This window comes from Gammaproteobacteria bacterium, from assembly GCA_033344735.1.
Taxonomy (GTDB): Bacteria; Pseudomonadota; Gammaproteobacteria; order UBA4575; family UBA4575; genus UBA1858.
In genome coordinates this window covers 790,515-805,774 of sequence record JAWPMW010000001.1, presented here as the reverse complement: position 1 = coordinate 805,774, position 15,260 = coordinate 790,515, and the positions used below count along the sequence as shown (strand labels likewise).

Here is a 15,260-nt window from a genome sequence, read left to right as displayed (position 1 = left end):
ACTGTTACTGAATAATGACTATGTTGCTTAGATTAATTAGGTATTTTGTGATTATTTGCCTGTCAGCAAGTACGGTTACTTATGCTGAAGAAAATGTAGTCATCAATACAGTCAAAGATCTGCATTACGGTGAAGTGTTATTTCATTTCTTTCAAGATGATTATTTCACATCAATTACACACTTATTGGCAGCGCAACAACTAAATCGAGTCGCACATCATCGCCCAGATGATGAGTTACTATTAGGAGGAATAGAGTTATCTTATGGCATGCATCACGAAGCTGGTAAAATCTTCGCTAGAATTCTAGAAGAAAACACTGATGATGCAGTTAAAAATAGAGCCTACTATTATCTTGCAAAAATATCTTATCAGCGTGGTTATTTAGCGAAATCAGCAGAGTACGTAAAAAACATCAAAGGTGCTGTACATGAAGATATTTTTAATGATGTTAAATTACTAAAGAGTCAAATTTATCTAGATATCGGTCAACCAGAAAAAGCTATCGCAACATTAGATAGTTGGAAAGCGCCCAAATCACATAAACCATATGCACTGCATAATCTCGGTATTGCACATATTAGGAATGGCAATGTCGATGATGGAATTGATAGCTTAAAAAGCGCCAGCAAACAAAAAGTAAGGAATTCTGATCAATTAACATTGCGGGATAAATCTAATCTTGTTGCCGGTTTGGCACTATTAAAAGCACAACCAGAAAAGGCGCAGAGCTATTTGGAGGATGTGCGATTAAGTGGCTTGTATTCTGATATTTCATTATTAACTATGGGGTGGGCGCATAGTGAACAAGGTAACTATGAGAAAGCATTAACTCCTTGGTTGGAGTTGAAAAATCGTCGTTTGACAACCACGCCAGTCCAAGAAGGATTACTTGCTATTGCATATGGTTATGGTCAGTTGGGTCTTAATGGACGTGCCGTTAAATCTTATGAAGATGCACTTAATTCTTATCAAGTTGAAAGTACCAAATTAACAGAATCAATTGCTTCCATTGAACAAGGCAAATTTATTACCGCGTTAATTGGTAAAACACAAGAAGAGCCTTTATTAGGTTGGTTTTGGTCATTAAAGAGCATTCCATCAATACCGGAAATGCGCTATTTGTCAGAATTGATGGCAGATCATCAATTTCATGAAGCAGTTAAAAACTTCCGCGACTTAATATTTCTTCAAGATAATCTTCAACACTGGTTGGACAATATCCATGTTTTTAACACTATGTTAGATACACGCAAGGCCCGTTATGAAGAAACTGCACCAGCTGCAGGAAAAACTCTCAAAAGATCCCAGTTAAAACGGCTGCAAGCAAAATATGCAGAATTAACTAAAACATTGAAAAATGCAGAATCTAATCAAGATGTTCTGGCATTTGTAAATGATGATGAATTGCTGAATATTAAACGTATTGAACGACTGCAGTATAAGTTGACAGAATTAAGCGAACAAGATCCGTCAAATGAACAATACATAGTTAACTTGGAACGACTTAAATTACTTAAAGGGCGTATTTATTGGAATGTTTCCCAGCAATATGCAGAAAGGCAATGGAAGACTAAAAGCGAGCTGAAAATTATTGAACAAGAAATTACTAATCTCGCAGATGTAGAAAAATCTATAGGCACAGTTGATCAAGTTGCTAGTTTTGGATTTGGTGGTTTTCAGTATCGCATTGATGAAATCAAGTTAAGAATTGAACAAGCAATGCCAAGACTAGTTATTGCTTATGATAAACAAAGTAAGCTGATTGAAAAGCTAGCTGTACGTGAATTAGTTAAACGCAAGATAGTTATGAAGAGTTATCGTGCGCAAGCTAAACTTGCATTGGCTCAAGCTTATGATCAAGCGACTATAGATAACCCGGAAATTATTGGAGACGAGCAATGAGGCGTATTCGTTTATATTGCGTTTATGCGCTAATTTTAATACTGCAAGCTTGTGGTTGGGGCGGAGGATCTTATTACACAATTGAAGATCTAGAGCGTAATAAGGTTGATGTGAAAAACGATATTCCTGTTGAAAGTAGCCGCAAAAAAGCTATTTATAGTTATCGTGAGCTTTTAGTAGATGAAGATCAAGAGAAAGACTCGCCTGAAGTTATTCGTCGACTAGGTGATTTAAGATTAGAAGAAAATGAAGATTTACAAGCTGTAGATGTCTCGAGTCCTCAAGTAGCAGAGAAATTCACTACTATTGATATTAATTATAAAGAGACAATTGATTTATATGAATACTTGTTGGATGAAAAATCAGATTATCAATTAAACGATGTTGTTTTATATCAATTATCACGTGCTTATGAAGCGGCTGATGAACGTGAAAAAATGTTGGATAGTTTGGATCGCTTAATTGCTAAATTTCCAAATTCAGATTATTACGTTGAAGCGCAATTTCGTCGTGGTGAAACACTATTTGTTGATAAAAAATATAAACAGGCTGAGTATGCATATGCAGAAGTAATTCAATTAGGTAAGGATAGCCGTTTTTATCGCCATGCTTTATACAAGCAAGGTTGGTCACATTTTAAGATGCTTGACTACGATGTTGGGTTACATTCTTTTGTTGCGCTTATCGATACTATGGTTAAAGAAGATGTCGATAAAGATATTGAAGCATTAACGCGTCCAGAAAAAGAACTATTAGATGATTCTTTACGTGCCTTAGCATTGAGTTATGGCTATTTAGGTGGAGCGAAAGAAATCTCAAGTTACTTCGATGGCTATGGTCGACGATCTTATGAAGCATTGATATATGATCGTCTGGGTGTGCAATTCTTAGAGAAACAACGCTTTAGTGATGCAGCAAATACTTTTAGAGAATTTGTAAAACATAATCCATTTGATAGGCAAGCACCTGATTTTCAAATTAGAGCAATCGATGCATTTAAGAAAGGAAAATTCCCATCAGAAGTGTTGAGTGCTAAGAAGCAGTTTGTGGAAAATTATCATATCAATTCGGAGTACTGGACACACAATCAAATCGAAAAAGTTCCTCATGTGGTTGAGTTTCTTAAAACCAATATTATCGATTTAGCTAAGTATTATCATGCAGTGGCACAAAAATCTAAGAAAAAACCAGATTACATAGAAGCAACTCGTTGGTATAAAGCATATATTGCTTCATTTCCGAAAGATCCGCATTCGGCACATATGAATTTCTTACTAGCTGATATTTGGTATGAAACCAAAGAATATGAAAATGCAGTTGTAGAATTTGAGAAGACGGCTTATCAATATCAAGCACATGCTAAAGATTCTGAAGCGGGCTATGCAGCATTAGTTGCGTTTAATGATTGGCTAGTCGCTACTGAGGATGCTAATGTAAGTTCGCTTATTAAATCTAGACAGATTGATAGTACATTTAAATTTGCTAATAAGTTTCCGTTACATCCAGAAGCGCCAGTGGCTTTAACCAAGGCGGCTGAAGATTTATTCTCAATTAAAGACTATAAGCGGGCGATCGAAGCCTCTAGCCTGTTAGTTGAAAATTTTGCAGATAGTGATGTTAAATTACGTAAAAGTGCTTGGACAGTTAAAGCACATTCGTCATTTGAACTAAAAGATTTCTCAGATTCTGAAGTATCATATCAACAAGCAATTTTGCTAGTTAATAAAGATGTAAAAGAACGTAAAAAACTGGAAGAAAAATTAGCAGCATCTATTTATAAGCAAGGTGAAGCAAGCCAGTTGGCCGGTGAAACTGATGCTGCTGTAAATCATTATTTAAGAGTCGGTCAAATTGTACCAGATTCAGATATTCGACCTACAGCACAATATGATGCAGCAGCATTATTGCTTAAGTCGGAACAATGGTCTCGTGCAGCAACCGTATTGGAAGATTTTAGAGGTCGATTCCCAGATCACAAAGAGCAATCTTCAATTACTCATAAACTAGCTTTGGTGTATGAAAAAGATCAGCGGAATCTTTTAGCTGCTCAGGAATACGAAAGAATTAGCTTGGATGATTCAAATGATAAAGAAACACAGCGTACATCAAGTTTAGTGGCGGCAGATTTATACGCTAAAGAAAAAGATGATTATCGTGCTATAGAAATTTATAAAACTTATATCAAAAGATTTCCAAAACCTTATGAGGCATCTTTAGAGGTTCGTCAGTCTTTAGTTGATTTATATTCATCACGTCAAGAAGATAAACTGGTTAAACAGTGGCGCCAAGATATTATTAAATCAGAAGCAACTGCAGGAACTGCTAGCACTGATCGTATGAAATTTATTGCTGCTAACGCATCATTGCAGTTAGCAATTCCCAAATACACAATATTTAATGCCAGTCGTTTGAAAATACCTTTAAAGACCAGTTTGAAAGTAAAGAAAAAACTCATGGAAAGAGCGCTAGCAGCTTTTGAATTGGCGGGAGCTTACAAGGTTGAAGAGGTGACAACAGCGGCAACTTACTATTCTGGCTTAATTTACTATGACTTTAGTCGTGCATTAATGCAATCTGATCGGCCTCGAGGTCTATCGGAAGAAGAACTGGCGCAGTATGAATTTTTACTGGAAGAACAAGCATTTCCTTTCGAGGAACAGGCAATTGACTTATTTGAGTTGAATGCACGGAGAACAGCTGATGGTGTCTATAACCAATGGATTCGAGAAAGCCTTAGAGAGTTAGGTGAATTAGTGCCAGCCCGATATGCCCGAACTGAGAAATCAGAGAGTTATGTGGAGACAATATATTAATATTAAATATTTCTTTTTGAGTGCCATTGCTTTGATGTTAACAGCATGTGCTAGTGCGCCTGGAAAAGTATCTTCATCATCAAAGGGTGATGATTCAAGACCAACAATGGTGGTTAAGCAAAATTACAAAATATCATCTTCAGTAGAGCAGCAATTTGCTCACGGCATAGAAGCTATGTCTTCAGAAGATTATGTGCAGGCAATCGAAATTTTCAAAAAAGTTGCAGAAAAGGAACCTCGAGCTTCTGGACCCTGGGTCAATATTGCAATTGCTTACCGTAAGTTAGATCAAATTGATAAGGCCGATGAGGCTATTGAAACTGCCGTTAAGTTGAACCCGAAGAATCCTTACGCATTAAATCAGGCAGGCATTATTAAGCGTGAAAATGGCTCATTTGAAGAGGCTCAAGCTATGTATAAAAATGCCTTAGCCGAGTATCCGAATTACGCAAACGCTCATCTAAATTTAGCTATTTTATGTGACCTATATTTACAGAAAATAGTCTGTGCGAAGTCTCATTATCAAGCATATCAAGAGATTGAAAAAAATGACGATAAACAAGTTATAGCTTGGATTAATGATTTGTCTCGAAGAGAGAGCCAAATAAAATAATGGTGGAGTTGGGATAGTGAAAATTTTCTTACTTATAATGATCTGTGTATTTGTGCAAAGTATTTCATTTGCAGATCAGAATGTGCAAGAGCTTAACGGTATCTCAATTATCGGTAATAAAGAATTACCAAAAAGTCTAGTCATTGTACCTTGGAAAGCATCATTGCCAGGAGAAGGTGATTTTTTTCTACAGCGCCATATGAACGAGTATATGAAGCCGGTAGACAAGGAAGTATTTGAGCGCAAAGTAGATTTCTACCAGCAAAGTAGAAAATAAATTTACGATTTAAGTAATAGGGAGTTCCAATGAGTATTTACGAGTCTTTTGTAACATTCTTTCAATCCGGTGGATTTTTTATGATCCCAATCGTATTTGTATTGGCAGTTGGTCTTGCTATTGCCATTGAAAGATATATTTATCTTTCATCTACGCGAGTTAAAAATCAGATTGCATGGAAAAAAATTCAGACAGTTTTGGCAAGTGGCAACATGAACGAAGCAATGAATTTTGCTGAAAAATCTAAATGTGCTATTAGCCGCATTATGGGTTACGGCATTGCTAGTGCACAAACTTCTCGTCGTAGAGATGATATTGAAACAGCAATGGAAGAAGGTCTAATGGAAGTGGTACCTAAGCTAGAGAAGCGAACTCACTACCTGGCTACTTTCGCTAATGTTGCAACGCTATTAGGCTTGCTTGGGACAATTATTGGTCTTATTGATGCTTTTACTGCTATTTCTGCTGCAAGCCCAGCTGAAAAAGCAGACTTATTATCTTCTAGTATTTCAGTCGCAATGAACACAACTGCATTTGGCTTGATGGTAGGTATTCCTCTGCTGCTATTACATTCTTGGTTGCAAACCAAGACGACTGAAATTGTAGATAGCTTAGAGATGGCATCGGTTAAAGTGTTAAATACCATTGCTACTAGTGCTCGTAAACAAACTGAATCTGCAGCATAACATTTGGTATGTAAGTCATTATGAGATCTAGACGCTATAGAGCAAGACGTAATAAACAAGATGCAGAATTAAGCATCACAGCTTTTATGAATCTGATGGTGATCTTGGTTCCTTTTCTATTGATCACTGCAGTCTTTTCTAAAATAAGTATTCTAGAATTAGATTTGCCTGCAAAATCAGATGTCGTTAAAAACAACACTAAGTCATTAGAGTTAGAAATTGTTGTGCGTGAAAATTCTTTGCGTGTCCAAGATCGTAATAAGGGTGTTCTAAAGTCAATTAAAAATGGTAAGCAAGGTTACGAATTAACAGTGCTTAACGAATATTTACAAGGTTTGAAGTCTAAGTACCAAGACATTAATAATGCAACAATACTATTAGAGCCAGATATTTCGTACGATATGCTTGTTCAGATTATGGACTCGGTCAGAACTGCAGAAGTCGAAAAAGATGGTGAGACAGTATTTGCTGATTTGTTTCCAGATATCGCTGTGGGTGATGCTCCAGTGTATACAGCAGGTAGATAATTATGCGCGGCAAGAAGACAGTTAAAAGAATGCAGCGCAATCATGATCGCGCAAAAAAACAAGCACCATTCAATATTGTTTCATTGATGGATATTTTTACTATTTTAGTATTCTTCTTGTTGGTAAATGCTTCAGACCCAACTGTATTACCTAACGCTAAAGGTATTGAGATGCCTGAGTCAATGGCAGAGAAGAAGCCTCGTGTCTCAGTAGTTTTAATGTTGAGTAAAGATGATATTAGTCTGCAAGGTGAAAAAGTCGTAAGTTCAAATAATATTTCTGGAAATAAAAAAGCAGAAGTACAAAAACTACAAGTTGCTCTTCAAGAAGAAATATTAAAAGTACAACAGTTGCAAAGAGACGATGAAACTAGCGAGAAAAAAGAAATTACTATCATGGGTGATAAAGAAGTCCCATTTAGTTTGATTAAACGTGTTATGCAAATTTGTTCTAGCGCTGGTTTTGAGCAAATATCTTTGTCAGTCATCCAAAGAGAATCTACTAAAGCAAGTTAAGTTTATGAGTGCAACAGCCGTATATTCATGGCGCCTCCCATGGGAAGTGTCAACTGTAGAAAAGACAAGATTCAGACGCATTTTAAACCGCGTTACAATGACTTGTCTTGTGCTCACATTAATCATTCCATTTTTGCCTCTTCCTGAGAAAGAAAAACCTATTGAGGAAAAGCAAGAAAAACGAGTTGTAAAGATACTTATTGAGAAAAAATTACCACCTCCACCACCTATAGTTAAAAAAGTGGAGCCTACTAAGCTCAAGAAGCCAGTTAAGACTGCTAAACCTAAAGCAATTAAAAAAGTTCAAGAAAAGAAAGTTGCTAAAGTTGCCAATAAACCTGTTCCTCAAAAGAAGATAGCGCCTGCGCCACCAAAAAAATCTGCTAAAGAAGTAGCTGCTGGGTCTGGATTATTGGCTTTTCAAAATGAATTGGCGGATATAAGTAAAAAATCAACTTCTCAAGCATTGGGGGAACGTTCACTAAATAGCAGTGGTGGTTCGGCTTCAAGAATTGAACGTTCTTTAGTGACCAAGAATACAGGTAAGGGTAGTGGCGGCATTAATACTGCCTCTCTTAGTCGAGATGTTTCAGGGACTGGCTTAGGTGGTAGAACAGCTAGTCGAGTTTCAGGCCCTGCGGGTATGGGTGCAGGCGAAGGCGGATCTGGTACAGGTTCTGATGACGGAATAGGACGCGCTGCTCAACGTGACTTAGAAAAAATCCAGATTACATTTGATCGAAATAAAAGTGCAATTTTCAGTATGTATAATCGAGCGCTCAGATCAACGCCTGAACTTCAAGGCAAAGTTGTGTTAAAAATTACAATTGCACCATCAGGTAAAGTCACTGATATCTTCATTGTTAGCAGTGAATTGGCCGATACGGAACTAGAGCAGAAACTAATACAACGTGTAAAACTGATTAACTTTGGATCTGAAGATGTTCCAATATTTACATTCAATTATCCAATCGACTTTTACCCAGTATAATTTTCGCTGGGTAGCTGCTGTAGGCGTAGCATTTGCTGTCTCTATGTCGGCAGTGTCAAGCGCACCTCTTAAGCTAGCTAATTTTGAACTAAGTGGAGTTGTGTTGAATAACTCCAATTCTATCGCTGTTTTATTCGACAAAGAAAAACGTAATGAGAAAGTATTGCGAGTCGGAGATGTGATATCAGGTTGTGTTCTTGATTATGTGCGTAAAAGTAGAGTTAGCTTTTATTGTAATGATCAAATTCTAACGTTAACTTTACGTAGTTTAAGTATCGACATAACGTCTACTGCTGCTGATCAAGATGTATGGTCACCTCCTGTTGCTATTTCTGATGAATACCAAACAGAGTTATTTGACCAGCCAGAAAATTTTATATTGGCATTTAACTTGATTCCTCATATGCAAGATGGACAGCTTGCAGCGTATGAAGTGAAAACCGTCTCTGAGGAAGAAATTTCAAAAACACTTGATTTGCAAGAAGGAGATTTAATTGTTTCGGTTAATGGTGTGGGCGCTTCTAACGCAGACGAATTTTCCGATGCCTTTGACCAAATTAAATATACCCAGTCTATTGATCTTGAGTTGATTCGAGATAATGTTAGATATTACAAAAATTATCTATTACAGCGTTAAAAAGAATTTAAGCTGATTTAAGTAATACGTAAACCGCTCCCGTGCCTCCATCAGCAGGTCTTGCTGAGCAAAAAGCCAAAATTTCATCACGACGTTGTAACCATTGATTCACCAGTGGCTTTATTACTGGTCCCTGATTACTTGAGCCATAACCTTTGCCATGAATTATGCGAACACAACGTATACCACGGTCACGGCATTCATTCACGAAATCGGTCAATTGTTGTTGTGATTCAAGTCTGGTGAGGCCATGTAAATCTAATTCAGCTTCAATAGTATACTGACCACGCTTAAGTTTTCTAAATACTTGTTTTTGAATTCCCGCTTGAACGTATGACAAGCTATCACCAGGCTGCATGTCTTCGTGTTCAGTAGGACTAACTAATAATTCTTGCATAACCTTCTGTTGATCACGGTGTGATTGTTGTGGAACGGGACGAGGCTTAGGTGTGTTGTGAACCACTTTGTCATCATTTGATAATACCTTAACCCCATTCATAAGCTCAGCAAAGCTTGGAGGATCATTTTGATTGTCTTTTGGGTCTGACATGAAGATTATCACTAGTTAAATTATTACTACGAGGCTTAGGCACTTGCCTGTTATTATAAGTGGATTTTATTTTCAATATAGTACACTTTTTATTCAATTTTATGCATGCACCTCTTACTTAGTAATGACGATGGATATCAGGCCCCTGGACTGATAGCGTTGGCACAATCGCTTGGCGAAATTGCCAAAATAACTGTAGTGGCACCTCATATAGACAGAAGTGCTGCGAGTAATTCACTTACCTTGCAAACGCCTCTACGCGCTAATCAGACTGAATCTGACTGGTATAGGGTAGACGGAACACCTACCGATTGCGTCCATTTAGGATTAACTGGATTGCTTGTGAGTGAGCCCGATATGGTGGTTTCCGGTATTAATGCTGGTCCAAATCTGGGTGATGACGTGATTTATTCTGGGACTGTAGCAGCTGCTATTGAAGGCAGACATCTAGGATTTCCAGCTGTGGCGGTGTCAATAAATTCATTCCAAGCTAAACATTTTAGTACTGCGGCAGTGGTGACTAAAAACATCGTCCAACAACTTATTGATAAGCCATTACCCAAAGATACTATTTTAAATGTGAATGTGCCCGATGTGCCTCTGGCTGATATTCGTGGATTACAAACCACCAGGCTTGGAAATCGACATAAGTCAGAACCAGCCGTGATTGATAAAGATCCTCGCGGAAAGACTATTTATTGGGTTGGTGCTGCAGGCCCCGAGCAAGACGCAGGGCCAGGGACAGATTTTCATGCTGTGAGTGAAAACTATGTTTCAGTTTCACCAATTCATGTTGATCTTACCAAATACAGTTCAATGGACTTAGTGAGTCGTTGGCTGGGAGATTGTGAGATCAGGCATGAATAATAGTATTACTGGCATTGGAATGACATCTCAGCGAACACGCGATCGTTTGATTGAACGTTTGCGTACTAAAGGAATAAGCAATGTCACGGTGTTAGAAGCAATGCGTTCCTTACCTAGACATTTGTTTGTCGATGAAGCATTGGCAACACGCGCTTATGAAGATGATGCATTGCCAATAGGGCATAAGCAAACAATTTCTCAGCCGTATATCGTTGCTAGAATGACCGAAGCATTAATTTCTGAAGGTATACCAAGTAAAGTATTAGAAATTGGCACAGGTTCTGGTTATCAAGCAGCGCTACTCTCTCTAATAGTAGAAAAAGTATATAGCGTAGAGTTAATTAAACCTTTACATCAACAAGCACGAAAACTTTTTATTTCTCTTGGTTTAAAGAATGTGCAATGTAAATTATCTGATGGTACTTGGGGGTGGGAAAGCTACGCTCCATATGACGCCATTATTGTAACAGCCGCTGCACCGGAGATCCCGAATTCCTTATTAAATCAATTAGCCATTGGAGGACGTTTGATTATTCCAGTTGGTGCGCAAGACAGTGCACAACAATTACTTACATTGAAAAGAACTAAGGATGGTGTGACACAAGAAAAACTTGAAGATGTTTCGTTTGTACCTTTGGTTAGAGGTTAATTTAAATTTAATGAAATTATTTTCTACCATCTATGATAAATGTATGAATGCAGCTGAGCATAAACGAGCGCCAGCAATTTTAAGTGCATTAAGTTTTGCAGAGTCATCATTTTTCCCTATTCCTCCAGATGTAATGCTTGCACCAATGGCAATGCGTATGCCAAATAAAGCATTTTGGTTTGCTTTTCTTACAACCCTATTTTCAGTGCTGGGTGGCTTAGCTGGTTATGCGATAGGCTATTTTGCTTTTGATTTCATTTCACAGTGGTTGCAAACTACTGGCTACTGGGATAGTTATATTCATGCCCGTAACTGGTTTGAGCAATGGGGTGTCTGGGTTGTTTTTGTTGCAGGTTTTTCTCCTATTCCATATAAGTTATTTACAATTACAGCCGGAGTTATGGTGCAGCCATTGTTACCATTTTTACTCGCATCATTCATTGGACGTGGTGCTAGGTTCTTTTTGGTAGCAGGAATTGTTAAATATGCTGGGCCACGTATTGAACCTATGTTGTTAAAATATATCGAACGCATAGGATGGATATTTGTAGTGTTACTTGGTATTGCAATTGTGTGGGTATCTACTCACTAGTAACTTGTGTCTAATTAGTATGCGAATATTTATTATTTGTTTGGTTGCATTTTTGATGTTTAGCGGTTGTACTTCTAAACCTAAGGCACCGCGTCACTACCATAATAGTTATCACATTGTAGAAAAGGGTGACACTCTTCATTCTATAAGCTGGCGTTATGGAGTAGATGCAAAGCAGCTTGCTCATTGGAATAACATTCCACGTCCTTATACGATCTATCCCGGTCAAAAATTACGTGTCAATTCAACTGCGCCTATAAGAGGAGCTAGATCTGATAGTAAGTCATCATCAAGTAAATCAAGTATTAAAACTAGTAAGCCTGTCAAATCAATCCCGGTAGGAGACTGGCGTTGGCCATTAAAAGGTAAATTGTTAAGCAAGTTTTCTGGCACAAATAATGGCATTGATATTGTTGCTAAAGAAGGGGCTGTTGTGAGTGCTGCATCAGCAGGCAAAGTAGTCTACGCTGGAAGTGGTTTACGTGGCTATGGAAACTTATTAATTATTAAGCATAATTCAAGTTACTTTAGTGCTTATGCTCATAGTCGAAAACTATTGGTTGGTGAAGGTGATATCGTTAAAATCGGGCAGAAAATTGCTGAGGTTGGTTCCACAGGGACAGATCGAGCTAAACTTCACTTTGAGATACGAAAGGACGGTAATCCTGTTGATCCACTAAAATACCTTCCTCGTTAATCGATTAATATCAATAAACCGACATCACGTTGTTCAGCACTTAGTACTGCATAAGTTCGGCAAGCGGCAGAATGGTCCATAGTTTCAAAACCTATTCCATTGTGTGCGAAATGAGCAATAATTTCAGCGGGTGGAAATTTAAGAGATTCTCCACTGCCTAAAATCACCAATTCTGGTTTCATATCAAAAATGAATTCAATTGCTTTTATACTCAAATCTGAGCTGCGTCTGAGAGGAATCTGCTCAATAAATGTGTCTGCAGAGAGATATAAGGAATTTTCGTAACATTGGTTGTTTATAGTGACAGTATTTTTGCTGTACTCATTAATAATGTAGTTACCCGAGGGCTTGTCTTCTGTAAAATGCACGGTCTAATTTTCGCTTACAATTTCTCTAAATAGTACTTTAAGTTCTGGAATAGCGCATCCATGGAAGATTTTCCTAGAATTCAACGGTTACCACCGTATATTTTCAATATCGTCAATGAACGCAAGGCATCATTTCGTGCGGAAGGAGCAGATATTGTTGATTTTGGGATGGGAAACCCTGATCAAGGCGCTCCTGCTCATATTGTAGAAAAGTTGGTCGAAGCTGCTCAACGTAATGATACCCATCGATATTCCGTTTCACGTGGGATTCCACGTTTGAGGAAGTCAATTTGCGGCTGGTATAAACGTAAATTTGATGTTGATCTAGATGAAGATAGTGAGGCAATAGTGACTATTGGCTCAAAAGAAGGCTTGGCGCATCTAGCTTTAGCGATGTTGAGCCCTGGAGACGCTGTATTGGTTCCAAATCCAGCCTATCCAATTCATCCATATGGCTGTGTGATTGCTGGTGCTGAAGTTATTTATGTTCCATTATCTGAAGAGACAGACTTTTTTGAAGAGCTGGAAAAAGCAATTCAAGTGGCATGGCCAAAACCAAAACTTATTATTCTTAATTTTCCAGCAAATCCAACAACAGAGTGCGTTGAGTTAGAGTTTTTTGAACGTGTTATTGAAATTGCCAAGGAACATAATATCTGGGTGATCAATGATATTGCTTATGGCGAGATTACTTACGATGGTTACGAGCCACCGTCTATACTTCAGGTGAAAGGAGCAAAAGAGATTGCCGCAGAGTTTTACTCATTATCTAAAACCTATAATATGCCTGGTTGGCGTGTTGGTTTTATGTGTGGGAATAAGACGTTGGTAGGCGCATTGTCAAGATTAAAGTCATATCTTGATTATGGCATGTTCACACCTATACAAGTTGCTGCAATTGCTGCATTAGATGGGCCACAAGATTGTGTAGAAGAAATACGAAATATGTATTGTTCTCGCCGCGATGTATTAATTGAAGGTTTGAATAGTATGGGTTGGCGTGTGGATCCACCTAAAGCGACAATGTTTGTATGGGCAAAAATACCTGAAAATTTTGCTCAACAAGGTTCTTTAGAATTTTCTATGCAGATGCTAGAAAAAGCCAAGGTGGCTGTTTCGCCTGGTGTAGGTTTTGGTCAATACGGTGATAAGCATGTGCGCTTTAGCTTAATTGAGAACGAGCACCGAACTAGACAAGCAATTCGCGGCATCAAAAAAATGTTCCGTGATTCTGAATAACTAATGAGTACAGATAGCATAATGAAACCAGTCACAATTGGAATTTTAGGTTTAGGTACTGTTGGCGCTGGCACTGCCACGGTACTACAGCGTAATGCTGCAGAAATAGCTCGTCGAGCGGGCCGTTCTATTGAATTAGTATCTGCTAGTGTGCGAGATATTAATAAAAAGCGTAATGCTGAATTAGATAATGTCAAATTAACGCTAGACTCGAATGAGATTGTTGATGATCCAAATATCGATATTGTTTTAGAGCTGATTGGTGGTACTGAGCTGGCAAAAGAATTAGTACTGCGCGCAATTGAAAATGGCAAACATATAGTGACTGCTAATAAAGCACTAATTGCATTACATGGTAATGAAATTTTTGAAGCAGCTCAGCGAAAAGGAGTCACCGTTGCTTTTGAGGCAGCTGTTGCTGGTGGTATTCCTATTATCAAAGCGATTCGTGAAGGTTTAGCTGGTAATCAAATTGAATGGCTTGCAGGTATTATCAATGGTACGGGTAATTTTATTCTTACTGAAATGCGGGACAAAGGCCGCGATTTCATGGATGTACTTAAAGAAGCTCAAGCGCTAGGGTATGCTGAAGCTGATCCTACATTCGATGTTGAAGGTATAGATGCTGCACATAAGTTAACAATACTTGCTTCGATCGCATTTGGTGTACCACTGCAATTTGAAAAAGTGTATACAGAAGGTATATCAGAAATTACTCGTGCTGATGTCGAATATGCTGGCGAACTTGGATATCGGATAAAGCATTTAGGAATTGCGCGTCGTGTCTCAACAGGCTTAGAAATGCGTGTACATCCCACTTTAATTCCACATCGTAGATTGATCGCTAATGTAGATGGCGTCATGAATGCAGTATTAGTACGCGCTGATGCTGTTGGTCCTACTTTATACTATGGACCTGGCGCAGGTGCAGAACCTACCGCATCAGCCGTTGTTGCCGATCTTGTGGATGTGGTTCGAGCATTAACTACAGACCCTGGTAATCGTGTACCACATTTAGCCTTTCAACCTGATTCGATTCAAAACATCGATGTACTGAGTATGGATCAAGTAGAAACTGCATTCTATTTACGTATGCAAGTACAAGATCAAGCTGGTGTGTTGGCAGATGTAACACGTATTTTCTCTGATCAAAATATTAGTATAGAAGCTATTGTTCAGAAAGAAGAAAAGGATCAACAAGGTTGTGTGCCATTGGTAATACTTACACATAATATAACGGAGTCTAATATGATGGCTGCAATTGCTAAAATAGAAAGTCTGGCAACAGTCACAGGTAAAATCATTAGAATTCGTTTAGAAACTTTAGGTTAATTC

Annotated in this window: 17 protein-coding genes; 15 read left to right on the top strand and 2 right to left on the bottom strand. The window is 38.1% G+C overall.

Annotation, left to right across the window (positions count from 1 at the left end; translation table 11 throughout):
• The first annotated feature begins 47 nt into the window (after positions 1-47).
• From R8G33_04215 to R8G33_04175, 9 genes are read left to right on the top strand one after another with little or no spacing between them, the layout of a single operon-like run.
• The gene (locus tag R8G33_04215) at positions 48-1,904 is read left to right on the top strand and encodes a hypothetical protein (GenBank protein ID MDW3094859.1); all 1,857 of its coding nucleotides are present in this window, start codon (positions 48-50) and stop codon (positions 1,902-1,904) included.
• A complete protein-coding gene (locus R8G33_04210; GenBank protein MDW3094858.1) occupies positions 1,901-4,717 on the top strand; it encodes a tetratricopeptide repeat protein in 2,817 nt (938 codons plus the stop codon). The genes R8G33_04215 and R8G33_04210 overlap by 4 nt, the downstream gene beginning before the upstream one ends.
• Positions 4,718-4,733: 16 nt before the next feature.
• On the top strand, positions 4,734-5,330 hold the full coding sequence (locus R8G33_04205) for a tetratricopeptide repeat protein (protein MDW3094857.1): 597 nt from the start codon (positions 4,734-4,736) through the stop codon (positions 5,328-5,330).
• 16 nt (positions 5,331-5,346) lie between these two features.
• A complete protein-coding gene (locus tag R8G33_04200; GenBank protein MDW3094856.1) occupies positions 5,347-5,607 on the top strand; it encodes a hypothetical protein in 261 nt (86 codons plus the stop codon).
• Between the two features lie 29 nt (positions 5,608-5,636).
• Positions 5,637-6,293 carry a MotA/TolQ/ExbB proton channel family protein gene (locus tag R8G33_04195; GenBank protein MDW3094855.1) on the top strand — a complete coding sequence of 219 codons (657 nt, stop codon included), beginning with the start codon at positions 5,637-5,639 and terminating at the stop codon, positions 6,291-6,293.
• Between the two features lie 20 nt (positions 6,294-6,313).
• A complete protein-coding gene (locus R8G33_04190) occupies positions 6,314-6,820 on the top strand; it encodes a biopolymer transporter ExbD (GenBank protein ID MDW3094854.1) in 507 nt (168 codons plus the stop codon).
• 2 nt (positions 6,821-6,822) lie between these two features.
• Positions 6,823-7,335 carry a biopolymer transporter ExbD gene (locus R8G33_04185; protein ID MDW3094853.1) on the top strand — a complete coding sequence of 171 codons (513 nt, stop codon included), beginning with the start codon at positions 6,823-6,825 and terminating at the stop codon, positions 7,333-7,335.
• Positions 7,336-7,339: 4 nt separating this feature from the next.
• Entirely contained in the window at positions 7,340-8,326 is a 987-nt protein-coding gene (locus R8G33_04180) for an AgmX/PglI C-terminal domain-containing protein (protein MDW3094852.1), read from the top strand.
• Positions 8,277-8,963: a hypothetical protein gene (locus R8G33_04175; GenBank protein ID MDW3094851.1), complete on the top strand. Its 687-nt coding sequence runs from the start codon at positions 8,277-8,279 to the stop codon at positions 8,961-8,963. The genes R8G33_04180 and R8G33_04175 overlap by 50 nt, the downstream gene beginning before the upstream one ends.
• Positions 8,964-8,970: 7 nt before the next feature.
• Here R8G33_04175 and R8G33_04170 read toward each other — a convergent pair whose 3' ends face one another.
• Complete coding sequence (locus R8G33_04170; protein ID MDW3094850.1) at positions 8,971-9,513, bottom strand: Smr/MutS family protein; 543 nt, start codon at positions 9,511-9,513, stop codon at positions 8,971-8,973.
• Positions 9,514-9,618: 105 nt separating this feature from the next.
• Here R8G33_04170 and surE point away from each other — a divergent pair, with 105 nt between their 5' ends.
• From surE to R8G33_04150, 4 genes are read left to right on the top strand one after another with little or no spacing between them, the layout of a single operon-like run.
• The gene (gene surE, locus R8G33_04165) at positions 9,619-10,380 is read left to right on the top strand and encodes a 5'/3'-nucleotidase SurE (GenBank protein MDW3094849.1); all 762 of its coding nucleotides are present in this window, start codon (positions 9,619-9,621) and stop codon (positions 10,378-10,380) included.
• Positions 10,373-11,029, top strand: coding sequence for a protein-L-isoaspartate(D-aspartate) O-methyltransferase (locus R8G33_04160; GenBank protein MDW3094848.1), 657 nt, complete (start codon positions 10,373-10,375; stop codon positions 11,027-11,029). Before surE ends, R8G33_04160 begins: the two co-directional genes overlap by 8 nt.
• 10 nt (positions 11,030-11,039) lie before the next feature.
• Positions 11,040-11,621, top strand: coding sequence for a YqaA family protein (locus R8G33_04155; protein ID MDW3094847.1), 582 nt, complete (start codon positions 11,040-11,042; stop codon positions 11,619-11,621).
• A gap of 19 nt (positions 11,622-11,640) precedes the next feature.
• Entirely contained in the window at positions 11,641-12,318 is a 678-nt protein-coding gene (locus tag R8G33_04150) for a peptidoglycan DD-metalloendopeptidase family protein (GenBank protein ID MDW3094846.1), read from the top strand.
• Here R8G33_04150 and R8G33_04145 read toward each other — a convergent pair.
• Positions 12,315-12,686, bottom strand: a complete 372-nt coding sequence (locus tag R8G33_04145) for an MTH938/NDUFAF3 family protein (protein MDW3094845.1) — start codon at positions 12,684-12,686, stop codon at positions 12,315-12,317. The genes R8G33_04150 and R8G33_04145 overlap by 4 nt on opposite strands.
• Before the next feature lie 60 nt (positions 12,687-12,746).
• Between R8G33_04145 and alaC the strand changes: the two genes are divergently transcribed.
• Positions 12,747-13,925, top strand: coding sequence for an alanine transaminase (alaC, locus tag R8G33_04140; protein ID MDW3094844.1), 1,179 nt, complete (start codon positions 12,747-12,749; stop codon positions 13,923-13,925).
• A gap of 21 nt (positions 13,926-13,946) precedes the next feature.
• Complete coding sequence (locus R8G33_04135; protein MDW3094843.1) at positions 13,947-15,257, top strand: homoserine dehydrogenase; 1,311 nt, start codon at positions 13,947-13,949, stop codon at positions 15,255-15,257.
• Positions 15,258-15,260: the final 3 nt, after the last annotated feature.